At 28.0% G+C, this 25958-nt stretch carries 19 protein-coding genes; 5 read left to right on the top strand and 14 right to left on the bottom strand.

Annotation, left to right across the window (positions count from 1 at the left end; translation table 11 throughout):
• Positions 1-8: 8 nt before the first annotated feature.
• Entirely contained in the window at positions 9-2711 is a 2703-nt protein-coding gene (greA, locus tag BDU_RS00675) for a transcription elongation factor GreA (RefSeq protein ID WP_012537904.1), read from the bottom strand.
• Positions 2712-2746: 35 nt separating this feature from the next.
• Positions 2747-3691 (bottom strand): tetratricopeptide repeat protein, encoded by a 945-nt coding sequence (locus BDU_RS00680; protein ID WP_012537905.1) that lies wholly within the window; start codon positions 3689-3691, stop codon positions 2747-2749.
• A 186-nt stretch (positions 3692-3877) separates the two neighbouring features.
• On the opposite strand from BDU_RS00680, the gene BDU_RS00685 reads away from it, so the two are divergent.
• Positions 3878-5023 carry a tetratricopeptide repeat protein gene (locus tag BDU_RS00685; RefSeq protein ID WP_012537906.1) on the top strand — a complete coding sequence of 382 codons (1146 nt, stop codon included), beginning with the start codon at positions 3878-3880 and terminating at the stop codon, positions 5021-5023.
• 39 nt (positions 5024-5062) lie between these two features.
• On the opposite strand, the gene hisS is transcribed toward BDU_RS00685, so the two are convergent.
• Complete coding sequence (gene hisS / locus BDU_RS00690) at positions 5063-6433, bottom strand: histidine--tRNA ligase (protein ID WP_012537907.1); 1371 nt, start codon at positions 6431-6433, stop codon at positions 5063-5065.
• A 142-nt stretch (positions 6434-6575) separates the two neighbouring features.
• On the opposite strand from hisS, the gene BDU_RS00695 reads away from it, so the two are divergent.
• Positions 6576-8453: a penicillin-binding protein gene (locus BDU_RS00695; protein ID WP_038365994.1), complete on the top strand. Its 1878-nt coding sequence runs from the start codon at positions 6576-6578 to the stop codon at positions 8451-8453.
• Between the two features lies 1 nt (position 8454).
• On the opposite strand, the gene BDU_RS00700 is transcribed toward BDU_RS00695, so the two are convergent.
• From BDU_RS00700 to BDU_RS00720, 5 genes are all read right to left on the bottom strand, one after another.
• On the bottom strand, positions 8455-10344 hold the full coding sequence (locus BDU_RS00700; protein WP_012537909.1) for an AMP-binding protein: 1890 nt from the start codon (positions 10342-10344) through the stop codon (positions 8455-8457).
• A gap of 215 nt (positions 10345-10559) precedes the next feature.
• Positions 10560-10853: a PG0541 family transporter-associated protein gene (locus tag BDU_RS00705; RefSeq protein ID WP_012537910.1), complete on the bottom strand. Its 294-nt coding sequence runs from the start codon at positions 10851-10853 to the stop codon at positions 10560-10562.
• 12 nt (positions 10854-10865) lie between these two features.
• Positions 10866-14093: an efflux RND transporter permease subunit gene (locus tag BDU_RS00710; RefSeq protein WP_041177678.1), complete on the bottom strand. Its 3228-nt coding sequence runs from the start codon at positions 14091-14093 to the stop codon at positions 10866-10868.
• 15 nt (positions 14094-14108) lie between these two features.
• Positions 14109-14987: an efflux RND transporter periplasmic adaptor subunit gene (locus BDU_RS00715; protein WP_012537912.1), complete on the bottom strand. Its 879-nt coding sequence runs from the start codon at positions 14985-14987 to the stop codon at positions 14109-14111.
• Between the two features lie 107 nt (positions 14988-15094).
• Complete coding sequence (locus BDU_RS00720; protein ID WP_143705833.1) at positions 15095-16423, bottom strand: TolC family protein; 1329 nt, start codon at positions 16421-16423, stop codon at positions 15095-15097.
• A 28-nt stretch (positions 16424-16451) separates the two neighbouring features.
• Between BDU_RS00720 and yidD the strand changes: the two genes are divergently transcribed.
• Positions 16452-16754, top strand: coding sequence for a membrane protein insertion efficiency factor YidD (gene yidD, locus BDU_RS07670; protein ID WP_012537914.1), 303 nt, complete (start codon positions 16452-16454; stop codon positions 16752-16754).
• On the opposite strand, the gene BDU_RS00730 is transcribed toward yidD, so the two are convergent.
• The 5 genes from BDU_RS00730 to fliD all read right to left on the bottom strand — a co-directional run bounded on the left by BDU_RS00730 (position 16743) and on the right by fliD (position 22960).
• Entirely contained in the window at positions 16743-17639 is an 897-nt protein-coding gene (locus tag BDU_RS00730; RefSeq protein ID WP_012537915.1) for a glycine betaine ABC transporter substrate-binding protein, read from the bottom strand. The genes yidD and BDU_RS00730 overlap by 12 nt on opposite strands.
• A 36-nt stretch (positions 17640-17675) precedes the next feature.
• A complete protein-coding gene (locus BDU_RS00735) occupies positions 17676-18575 on the bottom strand; it encodes an ABC transporter permease (RefSeq protein WP_012537916.1) in 900 nt (299 codons plus the stop codon).
• A 6-nt stretch (positions 18576-18581) separates the two neighbouring features.
• Positions 18582-19700 (bottom strand): ATP-binding cassette domain-containing protein, encoded by a 1119-nt coding sequence (locus BDU_RS00740; RefSeq protein ID WP_012537917.1) that lies wholly within the window; start codon positions 19698-19700, stop codon positions 18582-18584.
• 124 nt (positions 19701-19824) lie between these two features.
• The gene (locus tag BDU_RS00745; RefSeq protein WP_012537918.1) at positions 19825-20832 is read right to left on the bottom strand and encodes a flagellin N-terminal helical domain-containing protein; all 1008 of its coding nucleotides are present in this window, start codon (positions 20830-20832) and stop codon (positions 19825-19827) included.
• A 127-nt stretch (positions 20833-20959) separates the two neighbouring features.
• Positions 20960-22960, bottom strand: a complete 2001-nt coding sequence (gene fliD / locus BDU_RS00750) for a flagellar filament capping protein FliD (RefSeq protein WP_012537919.1) — start codon at positions 22958-22960, stop codon at positions 20960-20962.
• 174 nt (positions 22961-23134) lie between these two features.
• Here fliD and nagA point away from each other — a divergent pair, with 174 nt between their 5' ends.
• Positions 23135-24340, top strand: coding sequence for an N-acetylglucosamine-6-phosphate deacetylase (gene nagA, locus BDU_RS00755; RefSeq protein ID WP_012537920.1), 1206 nt, complete (start codon positions 23135-23137; stop codon positions 24338-24340).
• A 32-nt stretch (positions 24341-24372) separates the two neighbouring features.
• Positions 24373-25176 carry a glucosamine-6-phosphate deaminase gene (gene nagB, locus BDU_RS00760; protein ID WP_041177679.1) on the top strand — a complete coding sequence of 268 codons (804 nt, stop codon included), beginning with the start codon at positions 24373-24375 and terminating at the stop codon, positions 25174-25176.
• Between the two features lie 155 nt (positions 25177-25331).
• Here the strand turns inward: nagB and BDU_RS00765 are convergent, their stop codons facing one another.
• Positions 25332-25943, bottom strand: coding sequence for a superoxide dismutase (locus tag BDU_RS00765; RefSeq protein WP_012537922.1), 612 nt, complete (start codon positions 25941-25943; stop codon positions 25332-25334).
• Between the last annotated feature and the right edge of the window lie 15 nt (positions 25944-25958).

Below are 25958 nucleotides of genomic sequence, written 5' to 3' on the forward strand. Positions count from 1 at the left end.
TATCTCTCTCAATTAATTTTGGCAGGCTCTATCTTCTTAACATAATATTGAAAATGAGTATCATTTATAACAAAATCAAGACTATCACCTTCCCGAGAATCTAACAAATTTTCTCCAAAAGGTGATTTATAAGATATAATACCTTCATCAGGATTTGATTCCCAAGGACCAAATATTAAATAAGACTCCTCTCGTTCCGTATCTTTATTAATCATAGTAACTTTCGTTCCAAATCCAACAACAGAACTTTGAAGTTCTTTAATATCAATAACCTTAGCAACATCTATCTCAGACATAAGAGTATTTAATCTCTTTGTTAAAAACTGTTGTCTCTCTTTTGCAGAATGATATTCTGCATTTTCTTTTAAATCACCAAGTTCACGTGCCTTACCAATTTCTTTCGAATTTTCTGGTATTTCTACATCTTTTAAATATTGTAATTCTTTTTGCTTTTTGCTAAGAGAACTTAAAATAGTTAAAAATCCTATCTCAACCTTATCTCCTGAAACTTGCATCTTCTCGTCTTCAAATTCAATATTACCAAATACAGTTCTTATTGCAGTTTTAATATGTATTAAATCTTTTGGCGGAAAATCTCTTATGTAAAAACAAGTCATATATATCCTCTTAGCAAGTTCCTCATCCATAACATTACTTAAAACAATACTAAGATATTTATCTTTAATTAAAAGATTACTTACCATCTTATAAATCCGCTTATTAGCAACAGAATTATTTTTATTATTAATCTTAATAACACTATCTGTTAAAATTTTAATCAAATTTACCAATAAATCTGCATCAGAATAATCTAAATTAAGAGAATAAGAAGTATAATGTTTTAAAATCCAAATATAAGCATCTTTATACATCTTATAATTCTTGGTAACATAATTAAAAAGATGTTCGGTTTCTTTTATATCTTCTTTATAAAGAGAATCAATTAATTTTTTATTCACATAACAAGGAAAAAGCTGCTTATAATAAGCAACCCAATCAACCAATTCTTCTTTAATCAAAGATATCAATTCCTTTTTAATATCTGCATTCAAAATAGCATCAAAAAGATCAACTATACTCTTAGAATATTCCTTCAAGAGAACTTCTAAATTAATATCTCTTTCAATATTAATTTTTAAAGCAATCTTATCATCAAAATCTTTTAAAGATTTAAGTATTACGTAAGAACTTATAACATAATGATCAACTTTTGCAAAATTATTAACATAAATCAAAAAATAATTTAACATTTCTTCTTCAATATGTGAATCTTTTACAATACCACCAGAAGTATAATAATGCATAAAAATTTCATATCTTTTATAAAAATCTTTTTCTACCTTAAACTTATCATAAATCTTTTCATTAAAATTAGAAGCTCGCTCATTATATATATAACAGTCAGCTTTTCCAGATGCCATAACAAAATGAGGATTATCTTTTAAAATTTGTTTAGCTTTCACACTCCATAAATTCCAAGCACTCTGAGTCATCAAACTTGGAACAAGTTCTCTTTTAATCCCTTTAAGATCAATCGACTTATAACTTTTAATAATTACTTTTAACGCCCATTCAATATCTCTCTTTAGATGCTCAACAAGCTCTTCTTTAGGTTTAATAGCCTTTAAAACTCTAATATCTTCCCTCTCAAGAGGAGATAAAGCAGATATAGCCATATCAAAACTAATAAAATGTCCGCGTTTAGATACAAAATCAACTAAAATACCCTGATCATTTACATCTTTAACTATTCCTACAAACCAAGTCTGATGATAAACAAAATTGCCTTTAGCAAAAAACAAATATTTTTCAAAATCAGAATAAACATCAACAAAATTTTTATCTAAATTTTCAATATCAGACTTTTCAAGATACTCTTCGATATTATTAACATCCTTATACTTTTCTCTTAAAAAAATCACTAAATTTTCTCTTGCTTTCTGATTTTTATTATCAAGTTTTAAAATTCCTTTTAAAATTTCTATTGTCTCATCGATATTGCCACTTACAGAATAATGTTCATACAAATCTTCATAAAGAACCACTACCTTTTTAAAACCAAGTTCTTTTTCAACTTTCTGAAGGATTAACAAAAAGGAATCAAAATCATCAGAGACATATCTTATCAATTTAGACCATATTTCTCTAATGCCTGACATTTGTTTTTTATCTATAAAACGATAAATAGCCTTTCTAAAAAAATATATTGATTTTTGCAAATCAACATTCTCATAATGAGTAGCAAGTTGTCTTACAAAAACAGTATCATCAACATCAGCTTCAACAATACGCATCCAAATACTTGGCAACTTATCATTTTCATTATTTTGTGCATATATCTTTGCAAGTGTATAGAGTGCATGCTTGTTCTCAGAAGTTAAAAGCATCTTGTGACATATATGCTCAACAAGAGACCACTTTAAGTTCTGAGAAAACAAATCTACAACTGTAAGCAAACTCATATCATTAAGTGGTCTTCTACTATATATAAGCATTCCTGAAATATAAAGACCAGCAATACTTTTCTTGATATCTTTTAAATGCTTACCACAAATATCCAAAGCTTCTTCTGTTAAATTTTCAGAAATTATATTATCTATTAACTCATCCAATTCCTTTATCTTAGCAAGAGAATAATTGTTAACAACTATTCTTGTCCATTTATCCTCTTGCAAGATATTATCTAATCTTTCTATAGTAATATTAGACATTCAACTCTCCTAATATCAATTTTATTAAAACCAATCTAATTGACATATTGCTGATATATTCCTATATCTATTTCTTTAATATAAGATAAAATTTCATCGATTCTAACACGATCTTCTTTTATCCTTACATAATGATCAATAAGCCAAAAATATTTATTAATAAGCCTTGGAAGCAATATGCTCTCATTTATTGATCTATAAGACTTTTCTTTAAGTTCATTACGCAAACTATAAACAGATTGCTTTAAATGACCAAGCTCAATAGGCCTCAATTCTCTTTTTATATTAAAAACACCATTAAGTGCACCATAAACAGGTATCCACTCTTTAATAAGAGTATCAGAAATATTTCTATCACTCTTAATAGCTTCTACTAATTTAAGTATCATTTCAGATTCAAGCGCATCTATATCGATCTTTTGAGGATTAATAAAAAAAGCTTCTCTAAACAATACCTTGGCTTCTTTAATCTCATCAATAAGAGCATAAGAATCAGCAAGCTCAGCAACCACATCTGCATTATCCTTTGCATCTCCCAATATTTGTAAAAAAACAGCTATAGCTCTCTCATAATTACCCATTCCTTTATAAGACTTAGCAATCTTTATTAAAATGTCTAGATTTTCTGGTTGTAACCTATATATATTTTGATATATATTCAAACATAACTGAAATACAAAATACTTAATTGAGTTACGCCCTTGAATAAAATCAAAATTCATTTTTTTTAAATATCTTCTAGCAAAATTATTCCATTCTCTTGTTAAAAATTCGGCCTTTTCATAATCCTTATCTATTCTATCAAGACTTTCAATTTGACCATTCCAATATACAGAACTCTTTAAAGCCGTCAAAATTTCAACATTGTCAAAATCAAGAGAATGCGCTTCTTCTGATTTCATCAAAGCTGTTTTAAAATCACCTTTTTTGAAACTTAAATAAATATCTTTGATTAATTCCGCGATTTTTTCTGATGACACATTCCTACCACTTTACAATATGTATAAATCCCAAACGACTTATATAATTATAACATTAATAAATTTTTAGTCAAACTAACATCCATTTAAAACAAAACAACAATATTATTTTATTTATCATTTTTTTAAGATAATATTTATATATAAAAATATTAAAAATAATATCATGAGGGTAAGTTCAACTTTATGGAAACAGCACCTAAAAAACTTATTAACAAGTCTATTAATTATTATAACTCTCATAAATACGCAGACGTAATAAAACTTATAGAAAAGGAAATTTTTTTCTATAAAGATTACTATATTTATCATTATATTTTAGGAATGTCTTATCTTAGAATGGGAAATTTAGGAAACGCTCAAATATATCTAAAAAAAGCTTATACTTTAAATCCAACAGAACCAGATGTCAAACAATCAATAGCAATACTATTAGCAGCTCAAGGTAAAGAAGACAAAGCTATACAAATATGGCTTAAAATGATAGAAGATAATCAAGATATAAAACGTTCAGAATTATCATTAGAAATCATCAGAAAACATCCTATTCAAGGAACATTATTTCTTACAAAAAACAAAATATATGATAAATTATTTCCAAAAATCAAAGTAGAAAAAGGAGAGAATTTTTATAAATTAACAAAAATAATATTATCAATAGTTAGTATTTCATTTTTGCTAATAGCAATATTTTCATTTACAAATTTCAAAGAAAATATTAAATTAATAATAAATAATTCTCAAACAAACATAAAAAAAACTATTAACAATGTAGCAACATATATTGATGACATCAAAATAAATGACAAAGAAAAAATAAAAAATTATGAAGGACAATTTGTATTCATACTAACTGAAACTGAAATTAAAAATTCATTTCAAAAAATAAAAAGCCATTTAAAAAACGGTAAAGACAATTTTGCAAGGATCGAAATAAATAAAATATTAAATTCAAATGCATCAGAATCAATAAAACTTAAAGCCAAAAATCTTGCAAGTTTTATATCAAGCCCAGATTTTATCACATTTGACGATTTTTTAATTTTAAAAGAAATTAAAAAAAATCCACTAATTTATTCAGATGTATACGTTAAATGGGAAGGAATTATCAATAATATTGAAAAAAAAAATAACATAACCTACTTTGATTTTTATGTAGGATACAATAAAGATATACTTGAGGGAATAATAACAACAAAAATAAACTTTGATATTGAAATTAATTTCAAAGACTGTGTTGAAATATTAGGACAAATCAAATATGAATACAATACAAATACATTACTCTTAAATGCAATCACAATTCGAAAAATCAAAAAAGAAAAAGAATAAATTTAATTTAAAAAAGTAATAAAATTTAACCACCTTTAATTAAAAAGGTGTGCATAAAAATTTATCATTACCCTTAATAAACTTAATAGCCTCATCAAAAGACAATAACAGTTCTTCCTTTTTGGTTAAATCTCTAACCTTTAACTTACCTTCTTGATATTCTTCTTGACCCACAAAAATTAAAAATCTTATAGCCTTAGCAAGAGCATACTCTATTTGAATCTTAATATTTTTACCATCTTTACTCTTAGGATATACCTCACAAGCAATATTATTTATCTTAGAATAATCATGTCTTCTAAATTTATCTGCAAGTTTATAATAATAATCTTGCAAAGTATCGTCTATATTAACAATTAATACTCTAGAACTGGCTTTAACCACAAACAACTTAATGTAATTAAATTTATCAATTTCAATTATATCTTGAATCCTATCAATACCAAAAGATCCTCCAACCCCTGAAACTTTTTGCAAAGAACCAGAAAATAAAGACAATAAATTATCATATCTCCCACCACTACAAATACTTCCCATATTAACACCTAACATTTCAGCCTCAAATACAAGTCCGGTATAATAATCAAGTCCACGCACTATCTTTAAATTAAAATTAAAAGCATCTTGAATTCCCAATGCATTCAAATGTACAAAAATATCTTCTATTCTCTTAACAGCATCATTATCTCCTAAAATACTTCTTAAAGCCTTTACTTTATTACTAAAAGTTCCATCTAAATTTACAAATTCTAATACTAAATCAACATGCTCTTCACTTAACTCTAAAAGCAAATTTTCTCGTACAGCCTCAATTCCTATTTTGTCTAATTTGTCTATATTCCTTAAAATAAAAATGGATTTATCCTTTAATCCCAACTTTTCAATATAAGTATTTAATATTCCAATATGAGAAAAGTGAATAACAAATTTTATATTAATACCTTCTATAAAATTTAAAAAAACCTCTTCAAGTCCACAATAAACAATAGATAAAATCTCAGCATCACTACGAAAAGTATCCTCACCTAATATATCAAAATCAAATTGCATGAACTCTCTATATCTGCCCTTTTGAGTATTCTCACCCCTAAATACCTTACCTATTTGAGACCTTCTGAAAGGAAATTTAATCTTAGATTTATTAGTAGCCATAAATCTTGCAAAAGGAACGGTCAAGTCAAAACGCATGGAAACATCCCTATCTCCATTATCCTTAAATCTATAAATTTGCTTTTCTACTTCATCCCCACCCTTTTTTAAAAGAAATTCAGAATACTCAAGAATAGGAGTATCTATTAAATCAAAATTATAAGAAACCAGAACACTATATATTTGTTTTATAATATGAGTACGAATTAACGCTTCTTTCGGCAAATAATCTCTAAAACCTTTTAAAGTTCTAACATCCACTATATTTCAACCTCTACTAATTTCAAATTTAATCTTTTCATAATATAATATTATAAATATGAGAAAAAATTAATCAAAATTAATAATAAAATTCTTAAGTATTATGATATTTATTCAAAAATAAGGAGCATCTAAATAATTGATGAATAAAAATTTTGCTAGTAGCTTAAGATTAAACATCATACTGATAATTTTTCTCATAATAACACTGTTAACAATCTATCAATATTTCATACTAATGTTTTCAAAAAATATGCAACATTTTCCTCAAAAAATAAATCATATATCAAGAAGGGGTAACATTTATGATAGAAATGGCAAAATAATAGCTTTCTCTTCAAAATCATATTCAGTAGGAACAGATCCAAGAAAAATAAAAAATATTGTAAACACGTCAGAAACTCTTGGGGCAATATTAAAAATTGATCCTCAAACAATAAAACAAAAACTGTTGTCAAAAAAAGGATTTCAGTATATAAAACGACAAATAACAAAAGAAGAATCAGAACTAATCAAAAGAATTCAATCAGAAGGAAGACTAAAAGATATCATACTTTATCCAGATTATAAAAGAATTTATCCATTTAAAGAATTGACAAGCAATATTACAGGATTTGTAGGTATTGATAATATTGGACTTACAGGTATTGAATTTTCTCTAAACTCCATATTAAACGAAGATTTTACAAAACAACAATCTATAAATGACAAACTAAGTACAAACAATATTTACCTAACAATAGACATAGATCTTCAAAACAATATAAATCAAATAGCCAAAAAATATTTTCAAGAAAATAAACCTGAAAATATGATTACAATAGTAATGGATGCTAAGAATGGAGAAATTTTATCAATGCTTCAATTTCCACAATATGATGCCAATTATTATTCACAATATTCTAAAGAGATATGGAACAACTTTTCAACATCACTAACCTATGAACCTGGAAGTATTAATAAAATATTTACAGTAGCTATTCTATTAGATAGTGGACTATTAAAACCAAACGAAAAATTTTTAGATAACGGTATATATCAAAAAAAATTCAAATCAGGAGAAACAATTATAATTAAAACATTAAATCCTCCTTATGATTATATTGATCTTAGTGGAATTTTACTTTATTCCTCTAATGTAGGAATAGCTCATATTACAGACAAAATCAATAATGAATATTTCTATAACAAACTAATAGATTTTGGTTTTGGAGAAAGAGTTGGATTCCCTTTCCCCGGAGAAACAAAAGGCATCTTAAATCATCATTCAAAATGGTCAGGACGAAGCAAAGCCACAATTGGGTTTGGACAAGAAATAGGGGTTTCTGCTATTCAAATATTACAAGCTGCTAGCGTATTGAGTAACAAAGGAATCATGTTAAAACCAAAAATCATAAAAAAAATAATCAATGAAATGCAAGATACAATTCAAGAATTTCCTAAAGAAGAAATTAAAAAAGTAATATCTGAACACACAGCACAAAAAGTTTTAAAATTGATGAGAGAAGTTGTAAATAAAGGAGGCATACCAAAACTTAAGACAAAAAACTTAAGCATTTCAGCCAAAAGTGGAACTTCCCAAGTAATAGATCAAAATACAGGTAAATATTCAAATGAAGATTATACATCTTCAATACTCGTAATATATCCTACAGAAGATCCAAAATATATTATTTATGTCGTATACAGATACCCTAAAAAAATCATATATGGAACAAGAATCGCTGCACCAATGGCTAAAGAAATAATAAATTTAATTGAACAGAAAAACAATAAAGAAGAATACAACAAAATTAAAATTTCTTCAAAAATCAGTATACCAAAACCTATAATAAAACATAACATAAAAGAAACTTTGCCAAACCTCAAGGGACTCTCTAAAAGAGACTTAATGAAAATTTTAAAAGACTATATAAATATAAAAATAAATATTAAAGGAAATGGCTTTGTATACAAACAGTCTCATTCACCTAACACAAAATTAAAAGATATAAAAGAACTTGAGATAATATTACAATAAATCAGGAGAATAAATTTTTTATCTCATTTCGATAAAAATTCGAAATATAATTACGCTTAATATCCATTTTAATAGACATCTCTTTCCCTACTTCAAATGGCTTTTCTAAAAGAACAAACTTTAGTATCTGCTCAAAAGGTTTAAATCCATTGGCCCTATTAATAAGTTTTTTTATCTCATCACCAATAGCTTTAAGAACAATATTATTTGCAATAATTTGTTGTTTATTAGTATCACGAATTTTATGCCCTATGCTCTCTAAATATTTATTTATCTCCTCAAAATTAGGAAGAATTAATGCACCTAAAAATTTTTGATCTTGCCCAACAACAACAGCTTTCTCAATAAGTAAAGATTCTTCAAGCTTAATTTCAATGGGAGCAGGTTCAATATTTTCTCCATTGTTTAAAACAATAGTATCTTTCTCCCTCCCTATAATTTGAACAACATTATCTTTTGACAATTTCACAATATCACCCGTATCTAAAAATCCATCATCACCAATAACTTGCCTTGTAGCCTCTATATCTTGATAATATCCAATCATAACTTGAGGACCTTTAATAAACAAAACTCCTTTCCCAGGTTTTTTAAGTTTTACGCCATTCTCATCTCTAATCTCAGCAATAGTTCCGGGTAATATTTTACCACTAGTACCAACAATTATCTTCCCATACTCATTAGATGCAACACCTGGAGATGCCTCCGTTAAGCCATAAGCATTAGCAAGATTAATACCAATTGCATTAAAAAACCTCACAACATACAAAGGTATGCTACCCCCACCAGAAATACCAACAACAAAATTATTGCCTAAAACTTTTTTTATTTTTTTAAATACAATCAAATTTCCCAAAACATTCAAAGGAAATAAAACTATTACTCCCAAAATACTTAAAATTTTTTTGAAAGGGATTAATAAATCCAGTCCATTATCAGGATATAAACCTAAAATTATTCTACGACAAATGTCATTAATACATGCAAATTTAACAAAAATCCTAAACAATAACCTTACAAAAAAGTTTTTTTTTGAAATCTCTTTAACAATATTTTGTTTTATTGCAATCCAAAGTCTAGGAACAGCAGCAATATAATGAGGATTAATATTTCTAATATCATCAAGCATATTTCTTGGAACAATATTTGAAAATAAACAAGTCATACCTTTAAGAAAAATATTATAAGAAAATGACCTTTGAAATGAATGCCAAATTGGCAAAATACACATAAATATCTGCCCCTCAGTAACACTAATCATCCGACTAAAACTAGACACCTGATAAAGAAAATTAGCATGAGAGAGCATCACTCCTTTAGGATTTCCTGTAGTACCAGAAGTATATATTATTGTTGCCATATCATTAAGACTAATATTATTGACAGTCTCAATAATCTCTTCATCCTGTCTCGCATTTTCTCCAATTAAAATACACTCTTTATAAGTATAAACTTCAAACTCACTAAAACGTAATTTATCTTTTTCATACAAATCATCAATAACAATTACAGTAGGTTTTATTTGAAACTTAAGCTTAATAATTAAATCAAGAAGATCTACATTTTCAACTATGATTACATTCGGAACAATATTATTAATAATTATTTCAGCCTCAAAAAGAGTAATATCAATACCCTTAGGAACATCAACAGCACCTAAAGATAAAATCGCAAAATCTATAACACTCCATTCAATTCTATTTTCAGAACAAATAAATACTTTATCTTGATATCCTAAATTAATTTTCCTTAAAAAGGAAGCAAATTTTAAAACATTCTCTTTCAAATCAGCATAAGTAACTTTAAAATAGTCTTTATTATTTTTATATATTTGTGCAATTCCACAACCATGCTTACTAGCAATCTCAAAAAAAGTCTTTACTATTGACATATGATCCTACTACAAACTTATTATAAAGAATTATTATTAATAATTATAACATTTTAAATAACAAAATCATAACTTAATCTTGCCTGAGAATATACCAATTAATAAGATATATCTTAATCTTATTTAATGTAACAATTTATAATATTTACCAAATTCTCAAATTACTAACAAACATCTATAAAACAAAATTGTATAAAGTAAAAATTAATAAAAGCCTAATTACCAATAACAAAAAATTTAATTCCCTCAGTAGGATATTTTTTATCCAAAATTTCAGTAATATTTTTTAATTTCTCTACAATAATTAACTTATCTGTATAAACTATAAAAATAAAATTCTCTTCAGGCCATACTTCATTACCCTGCCTTTCACCTTTTGTTCCTTTACCCTTAACATTATATACTTTAGAATAATATATAACCTCTCCTAATTCCTCTTCTATACTAGTTATACATTCATGAAAATCAAATTCTAAAGAAAAGTTAGAAATTATTTCAACCCTATACACACATCCTCCATATCAATTTTCATCTTCGTTAATAAAAAAATCATTAAATTTAACATTTCTATCAGTACCAATTTTAGAAATAACATCTTTATTTTCTTTTTTATTTAATAAGTCATCTTGTTCCTTTTTACGATCTCTTTTAAAGACAAAAAAGAAGAATTTTATCAAAATAAAATTCTTTATAGAAAACTTAGAAAAAGCTTCAAAAAGCATAGGAATAAAAAGCAAAGCTAAAAATGTACTAGCAATCATTCCACCAATAAAGGTAAAAGCAATTGGTTTAATCAGTTCACTATTATTCGAATTTGAAAATGCCATTGGAAACAGTCCTATTATTGAGGTTAAAGAAGACATCAAAATTGGTCTAAATCTAGAACGACCCGCTTCAACTATTGCTTCTCTAAGCTTAAATCCTCTTTTAATCAATAAATTAATATAATCCACCAATACAATACCAGTATTAACAACAACACCAACAAGCATAAGCATACCAATCGCACTCAAAACAGAAATTTTTTCTCCTGATATAAAATAAATCAGTATAACACCTATTAAAGTCAATGGAATTGTAAATAGAATAATAAAAGGCTTTAGCAAAGATTCAAATTGTGCTGCCATTACTCCAAATACAAGCAAGACAGCCATTAAAATTATTACTTTAAATTGCTGCATACTATTTATAAATGAATCATATTCTCCTTCAAATTTAACCAATATACCATCCCTTTGTGGAACTTTATTAGTTACAAAATCTACTACATCTTCCGTAACAGAAGCTAAACTTTCATTTGGAGCAATACCTGCTGTCAGTGTAATTACCAAAGATTGATCTTCTCGCAACAGACTGCTAACTCCTTTTGTCTTTCTCAAATTAGCTATTAAAGATAGAGGAATTTTTACACCAAATTTATTTATAACAAATATATTATCCAAATCTTTCAATCCAACAATATTATTTCTATCAAGCTTAAGCAAAATATCATAACTCACTCCATTTTCAATATATTTTCCTGCCGAAATCCCATCAATATTGGCTCCAACTTCTCTTGAAATAGTTTCTATATTAATCCCATAAGAATAAGCTTTCTCTCTATCTATATTTATATCAATTTGCGGCCCTTCTTGTATATCAAGTCTAGGATTTATAAGACTTGGGAATCTTTTCTTTAAAAGATTAATCAACAATTCTCCATATTCCTTTGCATATTCAAAATTTAAAGATGTAATTTTAATTGCAATAGGAGGGCCGCCAAGAGAATTTCTATCTGATAAAGCATAAGAATTTAAAATAGGATAAAGACTCTTAACACGATTATCAACTCTATACTGAATCTCTCTCCAATCATCAATTTCTTCTGTTAAAGACAATAAAACTCTAAAATAAAAACCTCCTGAATCTATATCAGAAACAATACTTTTATAAGCCCTAATTTCACTTTTTAAAATTTCCAAAACCTTATCTGAATATGATTTTGAAATATCCAAGCTTGTTCTATTTGGAAAACTAAAAGAAAAATTAATCACAGAAGGACGCTCATTAGGCATAAAAGATACATTTAAAAACGGAAACAAAACTAAACTTACAATAAAACTACATATAACAAGAAACAAAAAAATCAACTTATGATTCAAAACATAATTCAATAAAATAACATAAAATCTCTCTCCAAAAGCATAAACATTATGTAAAAAGCCATCAACTTTTTTAACTAATGTGTTTCTAATGGGTTTTTGAAAACTAGTATAAAGTTTAATATAGTAACTTGACAAAACCGGAACTAAAAAAACTGCAACAAACAAAGAAACCGTTAAAGATATAACAATAGTAAAAGCAAAATCCCTAAGAAAATCACCAATCATACCCAATTCTGCTTTAAAAATAAGCATAGGTGCAAATACACAAATCGACGTTAAAGTTGCAGCCATAATTGGAATCATCATTTCTTGTGTTCCAAGAATAGCAGCAGATATAAGCTTTGCACCTTTTTGCCTATATCTATATATATTCTCTATAACAACAATAGAACAATCTACAACCATACCAACACTTAAAGCAAGCCCTGATAAGCTCATAATATTTAATGAAATATTTGCAAAATACATTAAACAAAAAGTAATAATAATAGCTAATGGTATTGTAATGCCAATAATAACAGTTGCTCTAAAGCTTCTTAAAAAAAAGAAAATAATACATAATGCAAGAACTGCTCCTGAATAAGCTGAATGAGAAACAGAAGAAAGAGCATTCCTAATATGTTCAGCATTATCTTTAAAAACATCTAGAGAAATATCTTTTGGAAGTATAAGTTTAATTTTTTCAAATTCTGCATTTACTGCATTTGAAACATTAACGAAATTTGCATCATTTTGTTTTTGTATAGATATACTAACAGAAGGTTTATCACTATAATATACATACTTTTTTTCTTTAAAAATAGTCTTAATACTTGCAACATCTCTCAACTTAACCTGAACTAAAGAATCATCTTGCAAAGAATAAGATTTATAAGCAATAACAACATCTTCCAAATCTTTAATTGAATTGAAATTCCCAGATATTTGTACTTGATATTGTAAATCATTGTCCAAGATCTCACCAACAGAAAATTCAACATTTTGAGAAGAAATAAATGGCACAATATCCGATAAAGTAAGTCCATATGCCTCCAACCTATTTTGAGAGACTTCAACTACAATATGTTTATCACCCCCTCCAGTAATATTTACAAGTCCAACCCCTGCAAGTCTTTCCAATCTGGGCTTTAAAAGCTCCTTTGCATACCTCTTAAGTTCTACAACAGACCTATCTGAATACATAAAAAATGATATTACTGGAATACCATCTAAACGATCTCTAGAAATCCTAGGTAAACCTGCTTCTTTTGGCAATAGACCTTTTGAAAACTCAAGTGTGTCCTTTACCTCATTTAAAACCAAATCCAAATTGGTTCCATGATAAAAATTAAGCGTAATTTCACTATGCCCTTTAGAAGAAATACTACTTATTGTTTTGATATTCTTTACTAAAGACAAATTGCTTTCTAAAATGCGCGTAACTTTTTCTTCAACTTCCTTTGCAGAACTTCCTGCATAAAGAGTAGAAACGTAAAGATTGGCATCTTCAACATTGGGCAACAAATTAATATTTAATCTTGAAAAAGTATAAATACTAAGAATAATCAATAAAGAAAACAATATTAGCATCGTTATTGGTTTATTAACAACTTTTTTTACTAACATAATTAACCTCAAAAATCAAATATTGTCTTCAACATCAAGTCCATTTTGAGTATCTACGATATTTACAAAAGCTCCATCTGATAGCCAAGAAACACCTTCAGTCACAATCAAATCATCCTCATTAATACCATCCTTAATAGAAACAATATTATCCACTTCAAAATCTACTAAAGGAAACACCCTCTCCACTGTTGTTGAATCGGTATTCACCCTAAACACACAAAGTTTACCTTCTCTTTCAACAAAAGCATGTTTTGGTATTTTAATTACATTTTTTGAATTCTTAGTAACAATTTTAAGCTTCACAAACATACCCACAACCATTTTATTTGCAGCACTTCCTAAAGGCTCAAGATATACTTCAGCAGAACGACTTTTAAAATCTAAAATAGGCGATATTTCTGAAATCTTTGCCCGAAACTTTTCATCAGAATAAGATCCAAACTCAATAAGCGCATTATTACCAACCTTAATATCTAAGATATATTTTTCAGAAACATAAGTTTTAATTTGCATGACATTCATTTTTCCTATTAATGCAACACTCGTTTGAGGAGTAACTGTTTCTCCAATTTTACAATTAACAAACAAAACATATCCAGAAATCGGAGATCTTACCGGACTCTGCAAATAAAAAGAACCTGGCTTTGAAGGATCAAGCATTGCAATAACTTGTCCCTTCTCTACATAACTCCCAAGTTTGATATTAAAAGACTTTATTTTACCTGCAACATCTGGAAATACTTTGACCTTAACTTTGGTATCAACATCACCATTCAAAGAAATATAATCACTGATAGCTCCTCGTCGAGCCTTCATCACAACAACTGGAAACCTATAGGGTTTATCAATAACATCACCAGCAGTATTATCGCTAGCAACATCTTCTTGCATTTCTCTCTCTTCACTACATGAAAAGATAAAGAATAAAACTAAAGGTAAGAAATAATACTTAATACAACCCCCTAATACTACAAATCAGACTCATAAATATTCCTCCATTAATCCAATTTATTTATTAAATCTTTATACTCAAGTACTAAATTAGCATAATTTAATTTATCTTTTATCAACTGTAAATCACTCTGCTTATAAGAAAGCTCAATATCATTTAACTTTATAAGATCTATAGTACCTGCATTAAAAGCATCAAAAGCTATTTGATAATTCTTTTTAGAAATCTCCAATGTCATTTTAGAATTATCTAAAATAGACTTATATAGCCTCATGTTTTTACGTTTTTGAACAACCTTAGATTTAAATTCACGCATTTTATTATCAATTTGATCTCTTAACATTTTCAATTGATAATCTTGTTTCCATATTTCTGTAAAACTTTTCGAAAAAGGCAAAATCTCAGTTAAACTATAAGTTAATCCAAAAACAAAATGAAATCCTTGTTGCCCCAAACCAGAAAAACCACTACCAAAAGAAATATTTCCAGGATTATAAGACATTGACAATGACAAGCTAGGTAAAAAGGCATCTAACCAAAGACTATCAAGAGTAGTTTGCATAATTTTAACAAAATTATTTAATTTTCTTATCTCTAAATCTTCATAAACATCTATAATTTCATTAAAAAATGAAAAATCCAATATATCATCTGATAATTCACCTACAACTTCAAAATCTTGCAAGACATCTAATCCTATTAACAACCTAAATTTTGACTTTATCTCCTCAAACTTAATGATTTGTTCATCCAAATTGGGCTGAAGCTTATTATATTTAAGTTTAGAATCAAGATAATCTATCTCGGAAATAAGACCATTATCATAAGCAATACTTACTTGTTCAAATTTAAGTTTCCCTTTATCAAGCTGTTCCTTTAAAACGTCTACAATACTTTTAAAAGCTAAAAGTTCATTATATATTTTAAGAACATTCAACTTAATATCTCTATTAACTCTTTCTCTATCTATAACAACTTCGTCATAATTAAAAGAAGCAAGTCTCATTTTATTAACAACAGATGGTGATATTGAAAATTCAGCAGAAACACCTAAACCCAAGTGCCAATGTTCTCCTCTCACATTTGACATAAAAGGATTTTGTCTTGAAATATTTGAAGAAAATCCCACATTTGGCACAAAAATATTCCAAGATCTATCTTTATATAATTTCTTTATCTCTTCTTGGTATTTAGCATTTTTAGATTCTAAGCTATATTTTAAAGCCATATTAACAGCATCCATGGAAGATATTTTTATAACTTCTTCTGCATAAGACGGAACTGATAAAAGAAAAATTAATATTAAATGATTGATATTATAACTAGTTTTAATAAAATAAAATAAAATATTTTTATTAATAATTAATATATTCATTATGGTTCCTATATAATAACATAATATTATGATATACATTCGAATATTAAAAAAAATTTTTATAGTGATAAACTTAATCCTGATACTACTGATCAAAATATACCAAAAAACTCTCTCTAAAATAGTTGGTTTTTACTGTATATATCAACCCAGTTGCTCAAACTATGCACTTAATTGTTTAAAAAAATATAATATTTTAACGGCTTTTATTCTTATTACACTAAGAATAATTAGATGCAATGCACTCTTTAAAGGAGGTTGTGAATCACTACCAACTAAAAATCCAATATTAAATTCATTAAAAGAATTTAAAACAAGATTAATCAAATAAATTTTTATATTTATCTGGAACCCAATTTTTTATGTAGTCCTTATGAGAATCAACAAATTCAACAGCATTTTTATATTCTTGGCCAGGCTCTTTATAATTTTTTTCTATCAAAGGCAATAACAAATCATCACCCCAGTAAAAATTATCAAATAAATAATAAGCATCAGGATCACTTTCTTGAAGTCCTAGCTTAACAAGAGAATGAATACTCTCAGGACCTCCCATTGACAATAATGGATCATCTAAAAATTTAATATCATACTTAACAAATGCCCAATGAGGTTGCCATAAAGGCACCAAAATCCATTCTTGTTTATTAATGGCGGATTCCAAACTTGCAAGCATTACACTTTCACTCGAAGAGATAAGCTCATATTCTTCACTCAATCCATAACGATTAAGAGTTTCCTCTACAGAAAGCTGAGTACCTGCTCCTGCATCTATTCCTATCATTTTATTTTTAAATTCAGAACCCCTACCTTTAAGTTCTGAAATACTTGAAATCGTAACATAACTTGGAACTACAAACCCTTGTAATGTACCCTCATAATTAGCACCAAGGTCAACAAATTTATCTTTAAATTTTTCATAATAAAACTTATCTGCTGTGGGCACCCATGCAGATACCATACCATCCACTCGTCCAGATGCTAAATACTGATACATTATAGACGTAGTCACAGGCAATATTTCCACATTATATCCAATTCTCTCAAAAACAACTCTTACAATATTAGTAGCAATTGTTTCACCTATCCAATTAACATAAGCAATTTTAACCGATTTTAAACTTTTAGGATTACCATTATCAGAACTATCATCTTTACTGCAAGCCACAAAAATTAAAACAAAACTTACAACAACAGGTATAAAAATACCTTTCATAAACCAATCCCCCTTCTAACAAATACAAACAAAGCATTATTTGTTATACATTTCTAAAAACCTTTTGAACTTATTTTCTTTTTTACCCCCATAATTATCAGTATTTAAATAACTAAATTTAATGAAAATAGCTTGCATAATTCTATCTAAAATAATAGCTATTATTACAACAGCCAATCCAGATATTAAACCTTCAGCAAAATGTAACCTTTCAACAGAATATATCACGGTTCTACCAAGTCCTGAGGACCCAACCATTGCCGCAATCACTATCATAGATATTGCCATCATTATTGATTGATTAATCCCCTCTATTATACTCTGTAAAGCCAATGGTAATTGAATTTGAAAAAGAATACGAGCACTACTACTTCCAAAAGATTTTGCAGCTTCAATAACCTCACTTGGAACTTGAATAATTCCTAATCGTGTATATCTAATAACTGGGGGCATTGCAAAAATTATTGTAGCAAAAATTGCCGAAGACGTACCCGTATCGAAAAACGATATAGCTGGGATCAAATAAACAAATGGGGGCATTGCTTGCATCAAATCAAGAAATGGTTTTAAAAAAACATAAAATTTTGCACAATACCCACCCAAAATACCTATTAAAATTCCCCAAAGTACAGAAAAAAATACAGATACAAAAATAAGTGATATTGTATCCATAGAAACTTCCCAAAGATCAAAATATAAAATAAAACAAAAGCCCAACATAATCAAAAGTGCCAATCTTTTTTTCAAAAATAAAAAACTAAAAACACAAATTATTACAATAAAAAGAACAGGATTAATTACGGTAAACAACCTTTTCAAATTTTCATAAAAAAAATCTATAACCTTAGCAAATCCAATACCACTAGAATTTGCAAAATTATCAACCAAAAAATCAAATGCCTTATCTATACTACTAACTATAAAATCCCTATTCATAAATAACTATCTTGCCAATAAAGCAGCAATCTCTCCTAAATCAATATATCCAATAATATCACCTTGTTCTTTTGTCACAATCAAATAATCTAACTTATTTAAATATTTAACGACACTTTTTATCTCATCACTTAAATCCAAATTTAAAGAAACAACATTACTATATTTTTTACCAATAGAAATGTCATGCAATATAAAACTATCATTCTCTTTTTTAATGATAACATTAAATTGATCATTATATCCATAATGATCAAAATCAACTTTGATAATATCTTTGATTTTTAAAATATTTAAAACAGGAAGATTTTTAATAAAATTAGTTATAAACTCTGTCTTAGGCTCTCTTAATATTTCTAATGGTCTGCCTACCTGAATAATCTCACCATCTCTCATAAAAGCAATTCTATTGCCTAATTTAAAAGCCTCAATTAAATCATGAGTAATAAATACAACTGTTTTTTTTAACTTGTCTACCAATCTTAAAAGCTCACACTGCATCTCACCTCGAATTAAAGGATCAAGAGCTGAAAAAGCTTCATCCATTAAAAGTATATCAGGATTAACAACTAAAGCTCTTGCTATACCCACTCTTTGTTTCATTCCACCTGAAAGTTCACTTATATATTTATACTTGGAATCTTCAAGCCCAACAAGTCTTAAAATATCAAGGGCTCTTTGAATCCTCACTTTCTTAGGAACACTTTTAACTTCAAGGCCATAAGTCACATTTCTTAAAACATTCATATGTGGAAAGAGCCCAAAATTCTGAAAAACCATTGCAAACTTATCTTTTCTCAAAGCAGAGAGATCCTTTTGATTAATATCATTCATTTCAATATTATCTACTAAAATAGAACCAGAATCTATTTTATGTATACCATTTAAACATCTAACAAAAGTAGACTTACCACAACCTGACATACCCATAATAACTAAAATTTCATTTTCATAAATATCAAGATTAATGTTTGCATTTGCAATAAAAACAGAAAATTCTTTGTAAATATCAGATCGATCTTTACCATTCTTATAATTATTGATGGCCTTAAAAATTTGTTTTTTATTTCTATTATAAGAAAATGTTTTATAAAGGTTCCTGACTGTCACACTAGCTTTATACAAAGCAAACTCCTAATACTAAAACATAATTTTACATAAAACAATATTATAGCACTTAAATATCAAATTTTGATTGACACAAATAAAAATAAGGGTCTTCTAACAGACCCTTATTAAAAAATCAAATTTATCTAAGCAAGGACAATACATATTGAGGCACTTGATTTGCTTGTGCAATCATAGCCATTGCAGACTGTGTCAAAATACTGTTTGTTGTAGATGCTACAATTTCATCTGTCATTGTTGCATCTTTAATTTGAGCATAAGACGCTTTTAAATTTTCAATAGCATACTCTGTGCTAGCTTTAACAGATTCAAGTCTGTTTTGGAAAGCACCAAGATTTGCTCTTTGATCAGTTATCATTCTAATAGCATCTTCTATTTTTGTAAGTGACATATTAGCATCAACAGCAGTTGTAACATTAACTGGAGAGTTAACTCCACCTTGAGCTGGAGCTGCTGCTGGAGCTGGAGCTGCTTGTGCTCCTTCTTGCTGTGCACCCTCTTGAGCTGGAGCTACTTGTTGAGCACCCTCACCTGAAAAAAGATTTGCAACATTAGCTGCATAAATATTAACAGCAATTGCTTCATCCTGATTTGCACCAACATGTACTCTTAATGTCCATGAAGCTTGTGAGCCAGATAATGATGCTGGTGTATTAATCTTTACAGGTTGCATTCCAAGCTCTTCAGCTGTTCTTACATGCTCAGCAGATGATCTATTAGATAACATATGCATATGGTTATATTGTGCTTGATCAGCAATTCTATTGATCTCATCTGTAAGTTGTTCAACTTCAATCTGAATAGAACCTCTGTCTGCATCTGAATATGTACCATTACCAGATTGAACAGCAAGCTCTTTCATTCTCACCAACACTTTCTCTACTTCATCCAAATTTCCTTCTGTTGTTTGAATAAAATTTATCGCCTTTGAAGTATTTCTTGAAGCTTGGGATAACCCTCTAATTTGAGCGTTAATTTTCCCAGCAACACCCATACCAGCAGCATCATCAGATGCACGATTAATTCTATGCCCACTAGAAAGTTTTTCTTGAGTTTTGCTAAGATTAGCAACATTAATAGCATTATTTCTTGAAGCATTTATAGCTGACGTATTATGATTTATGATCATATATCATTTCCTCCGTGATAAATTAATATAATTTTGATGTTTTCGACAAATCCATTTGTCGTCTTTTTAAAAGGATATCACAAAAACAAGAAAAAAATAAATACAATATTCATTTAAATTAAATTTGTTACTTGTTTTGTCTATATAAATTTAAAGACTTAAGAATTTCTTCCTGTTCTTTCATTCGCTTTACAGTAAAATCCAAAGTATTAAGTTCTCCTTCAACCTTTCTTTCTCTCTCTTCATATTTCCTTTTATAATCTTCAACCATATTTTTTTGATTGGGAATTCTAAAATCATAACTTTTTATCTTATTATAAATAAATCCCCCAGCACCTATTAAGAGAGACAAATAATCACCAAGCACCTTAGCAAGCCCATCATCATAAATTCTATCATCATTAAAATCAAACGCAAAAAACTCTTTAACTGAACTAATATTACTCTGTAAAACCTCATTAAATTTCTTCTCATCAAGTTTTAAATAACGTGAAAATCCTCCTGATGAAGACATAGAACTAGTAAAAACTCCCATCTGATTAATAAGTGAAAAATTAGGATCATTTGTTCTATAAACATTAAACATTATTGATTCTAATCTTGATTTAAGATTTTTCAGTGTAAATTCACTTCTAAGAATTCCCAAATTTTTATAAGCCTCTTCCTTTTCCTCTTCATTTAAATAAGACCATTCCTCTAATAAATCTGACTTTTGAGTATCCACATTATCTTCATTCAAGCTTACAATATTAATCCCAGCCAAAACTTCATTATAGGCAATTAAAAAATCTAATAAAAGTTTCCTAATCCCTTCATAATCAGGTTCAACACGCACATCAACAGTATCATCTGATGACTGTTTTAAATTTAATGTAACATTTGGTATTAAATCATTAATAGTATTCGAATCTCGTTCAACATCAACTCCATCAAACTTCATTTTTGCATTCTCTGCAAAGCTTTTAGCATTAATTGGCAAATGACCATCTCTGTTTTTTGGATCAAATATTTCAATATTTCGAATAACAAAAGCCTTATTATTTAATTTATTCTCAATATTAATCTCCTTTAAACCTAAAAGAGACCCAACTTCAACCTCAACTTTTTCAAAATCACTTGCAACATTGATTGGGGGTAATTCTAAAGAACCTGTACCACTGTGAATCTTAATCATATTCATTTGAATATATTTTTTTTCTTTCAAAAAAGGTTTATAATCAGATTCAAGATTAATAATACTATCCTCACCTTCAACTTTAGCACCCTCAAATGTAGCCTCACCAGGATTAAAAACTATTTCATTTAAAATACTCTTATCATCCATATCATAATATTTAATTTCAAATTTAATTTTACTCCCCTTACCAATTTCAATATTGTCTGGAATACTTATTGCAATCTCTGAAAGGGGCTCTAACACAATATCATCTTTATCAAGAAAAATTTTATTACTACTATTTTGTTGACTATTAACAATTTCCCTTATATTTGGACTAAAATTTGTCGTACGTTCACTTAAAATGCCTATTTTCTTAGCAAGATTTAAAGCTTCATCTTTCATAATAAGTCTATTATTTTCACCTTCCTTTAAAGACTGCAAAATTAACCTACTATTACCAGAACTATCACTCTTAACAATTTTAGCAGACAAAAATCCCTTGCCTCTATTATTAACATCTCTAACAAGAGATTCAAGATCTCCATTATTTCTAATCTTAATTTCTTTCTTCCCAACTAAAAATGTATATTCTCCTACAGGAATATTAATTTCTTTTTGTTTAAAATTTGCAGATAAGAAAACATCAGAACTTGCTATTTGATTAACACCGATTTTATAATTTTCATTTTTAGCCCCATAACGAGCAGAAACAGACAGAACATCATTATTGCTAGAATTACCCGACATATAATTAAAAGGACCATCAAGAGATGTAATTTGTTTTGCAAGAGAATTCAAAACAGATACCTTTTTATTAATTGTTTGCCAAGCACGTTTTTCCTGTTGCAAACTTTCAAGCTTTTGCACAGACGAATCTATTTTAGACTTATCAGGCTTAAGCATTGATTCACGGATTTCTTTGGTATTATATTTATTATCTACACCAGGAACAAAAAATCCAGAAGACATTACAACACCTCTTAAGTAGAAAGTTTAACATAAAAACATATAGATATTACATAAGAAATAATATTATACTTTAAAGCCAATAATAAAAATCTAATTTTAGATATAAATAACAAATAAGTATCTTTAAAAAAGATCCTTATTTATAGTAAAATTTAAGTTAATAGGAGAGCGCATATGTCAAATTTTTGTTTATTTAACGCAAAATCTGTACTTACAGGAAATGATAAAATAGACAACTCAGCTGTCCTGATTAGAGAAAATAAAATTTTTGATATCGTAACATCCGACAGACTTGAAAAACTTGAATTACAAGATTATGAAATGATTGACATCAAAGGTAATTACATAACACCTGGTCTTTATGATAATCACATACATGGATTTTATGGATATGGAACTGATCAATGTTCAACAAACTCTATTATCAAAATGTCAGAACATTTAGCAGAATACGGAGTAGTAGGATTTTTACCAACACTCTATCCTCGTCCAACTGAAGAAATGATTGAAACAATTAAAGCATGCACACAAGCGATAGGAAAAGAAAAGGGTGCAAAAATTTTAGGACTTCACCTTGAAGGACCATTTTTTTCTCCCGAAAAAAAAGGAGCTCATCCTACTTCTTATCTCCAAAAACCAAGCATTGAGATAATGAAAAAATTTATAGAAGCAGCAGGAGGAACTTTTACAGACTCTTTTGGTAGAAAAAGAACAAATATTGCAACAATGACGGTTGCACCTGAACTTAAAGGAATGAGGGAACTTGCAATATTTTGTATGGAAAACAATATCACACTTCAAGCAGGGCATACAAATGCAAAATACGAAAATATGATAGAAGGTTTTCAAGTAGGTATACTTCACACAACTCATTTTTTTAATGCAATGTCAAAGCTCGACCATAGAAATCCAAATGCAATAGGAGCTGCCTTAATTCATGGAGATGTATCTTGTGAAATTATTGCTGATGGACATCATGTTCATCCAAAACTTGTTTTAATGCTTAGAAAACTCAAAGACATAAGCAAGTTGGTACTTGTAACTGATGGATTAACCCCAACACTACAACCATCTGGAGAATTAATAGCCAATGGAGAAAAAGTATATCTTAAAAACAACGGCCTATTTTATATTATAGAAAGTGACACAATAGCAGGATCTGCACTTACAATGATACAAGGAATTAAAAATTTAGTAGAATTTGGATACAGTTTAAGCGATGCTATTCAAGCAAGTTCATATAATCCGATTAGAATCATTAATCTTGAAAAAAAAGGTTTAATATGTCATGGGTATGATGCAAATATAAATGTTCTTGACAAAGACTTAAATCTAAAATTAACAATGATAGAATCAAAAATAATTTTCAATAAACTTTAGTGTTATTAATCCAAAAATACAAGGAGCAACAAATGAGATTAATTATTAGAGCTACTTATAATGAAATGTCAAGATGGGCTGCTAATCATGTAGCCAGAAAAATAAAAGAATGGGAACCTACAAAAGAAAAACCATTCATTTTAGGGCTTCCAACAGGTAGTTCACCAATTGGAATGTACCAAAACCTAATTGAACTCAACAAATTAAATAAAATATCATTTGAAAATGTGATCACATTCAATATGGACGAATACATAGGTCTTGATAAAAATCATCCTGAAAGTTACTACTCATTTATGTGGAACAATTTTTTTTCACATATAAACATCCAAAAAGAAAATGTCAATATACTAAATGGCAATGCTATCAATCTTATAAATGAATGTGAAAAATATGAGAAAAAAATCAAATCTTATGGTGGCATTACACTTTTTGTGGGAGGAATTGGACCTGATGGTCACATTGCCTTCAATGAACCTGGATCATCTCTTAAATCAAGGACAAGAATTAAAACACTCACACAAGACACAATTATAGCAAATTCAAGATTTTTTGAAAACGACATCAACAAAGTTCCAAAAAGCGCTTTAACAGTAGGGGTTGGAACAATTATGGATTCCAAAGAAGTAATGATTATAGTAAATGGACACAACAAATCAAGAGCACTAAAACATGCCATTGAAAAAGGAGTAAATCACATGTGGCCAATTAGTATTTTGCAGTTACATAAAAATGCAATTATAGTATCAGATGAAGCTGCAACATATGAACTTAAGGTTGGAACAGTAAAATATTTTAATGACATTGAAAAACACAATTACAATAACGAGCTATAAAGAATACATTATTACTTATCAATTTTAATAACATATTATTAAAATGAACTAGGATTAAATATAGACATATATTAGACAAGAGGAACACACTATACATATTTATATTTAATCCTAGTTTTGAAACAAATAAAAATATTTACCTATTAAAATTATAATTATTCTATGATTTCATTATAAATTCGCGAAATTTCTTCCCAATTTAATGTCTTAAAAAACGCATCAATATATTCAGCCCTTCTATTTTGATATTTAAGATAATAAGCATGTTCCCAAACATCAATACCTAAAATTGGCTTATAATCCTCCATCAAAGGACTATCTTGATTTGGTCTTGATATTACTTGCAGCTCCCTATTTGCATAAAGAACCAACCAAGCCCAACCACTTCCAAAAATACTAACAGCTAAATCTTTTAAGGCCACCTTCAAATTATCAAGACTACTAAAAGTAGCATTTACATGCTCTTCAAAATTTTTCAAAATATTATCTTTATTGCCAGGTTTTAAAGTTCTAAAATATAAATTATGATTAGCATATCCACCTGCATTATTTTTAACAACTTTTTGAAATTCAATTGGAAATCGCTGAATATTTTTTAATATACTTTCAATATCATAAGAACAATTTACTTTTGTCTTTTCAAGTACAGAATTTAAATTTACTGTATAAGCATTATGATGCTTACTATGATGAATTTCCATTGTCTTAGCATCAATATAAGGCTCCAAAGCATCATAAGAATAGCCAAGTTCTGGTAATTTAAACATAACAACACCCCCTTT

It is taken from the genome of Borrelia duttonii Ly (assembly GCF_000019685.1).
GTDB classification, from domain to species: domain Bacteria; phylum Spirochaetota; class Spirochaetia; order Borreliales; family Borreliaceae; genus Borrelia; species Borrelia duttonii.

Bases quoted from the DNA above. Each gene is read 5' to 3' on its own strand.
- greA (WP_012537904.1), bottom strand. From the start codon at position 2,711: ATGTCTAATATTACTATAGAAAGATTAGATAATATCTTGCAAGAGGAT.
- BDU_RS00685 (WP_012537906.1), top strand. From the start codon at position 3,878: ATGGAAACAGCACCTAAAAAACTTATTAACAAGTCTATTAATTATTAT.
- BDU_RS00695 (WP_038365994.1), top strand. From the start codon at position 6,576: ATGAATAAAAATTTTGCTAGTAGCTTAAGATTAAACATCATACTGATA.
- BDU_RS00700 (WP_012537909.1), bottom strand. From the start codon at position 10,344: ATGTCAATAGTAAAGACTTTTTTTGAGATTGCTAGTAAGCATGGTTGT.
- BDU_RS00710 (WP_041177678.1), bottom strand. From the start codon at position 14,093: ATGTTAGTAAAAAAAGTTGTTAATAAACCAATAACGATGCTAATATTG.
- BDU_RS00715 (WP_012537912.1), bottom strand. From the start codon at position 14,987: ATGCAAGAAGATGTTGCTAGCGATAATACTGCTGGTGATGTTATTGAT.
- BDU_RS00720 (WP_143705833.1), bottom strand. From the start codon at position 16,423: ATGAATATATTAATTATTAATAAAAATATTTTATTTTATTTTATTAAA.
- yidD (WP_012537914.1), top strand. From the start codon at position 16,452: ATGATATACATTCGAATATTAAAAAAAATTTTTATAGTGATAAACTTA.
- BDU_RS00730 (WP_012537915.1), bottom strand. From the start codon at position 17,639: ATGAAAGGTATTTTTATACCTGTTGTTGTAAGTTTTGTTTTAATTTTT.
- BDU_RS00735 (WP_012537916.1), bottom strand. From the start codon at position 18,575: ATGAATAGGGATTTTATAGTTAGTAGTATAGATAAGGCATTTGATTTT.
- BDU_RS00745 (WP_012537918.1), bottom strand. From the start codon at position 20,832: ATGATCATAAATCATAATACGTCAGCTATAAATGCTTCAAGAAATAAT.
- fliD (WP_012537919.1), bottom strand. From the start codon at position 22,960: ATGTCTTCTGGATTTTTTGTTCCTGGTGTAGATAATAAATATAATACC.
- nagA (WP_012537920.1), top strand. From the start codon at position 23,135: ATGTCAAATTTTTGTTTATTTAACGCAAAATCTGTACTTACAGGAAAT.
- nagB (WP_041177679.1), top strand. From the start codon at position 24,373: ATGAGATTAATTATTAGAGCTACTTATAATGAAATGTCAAGATGGGCT.
- BDU_RS00765 (WP_012537922.1), bottom strand. From the start codon at position 25,943: ATGTTTAAATTACCAGAACTTGGCTATTCTTATGATGCTTTGGAGCCT.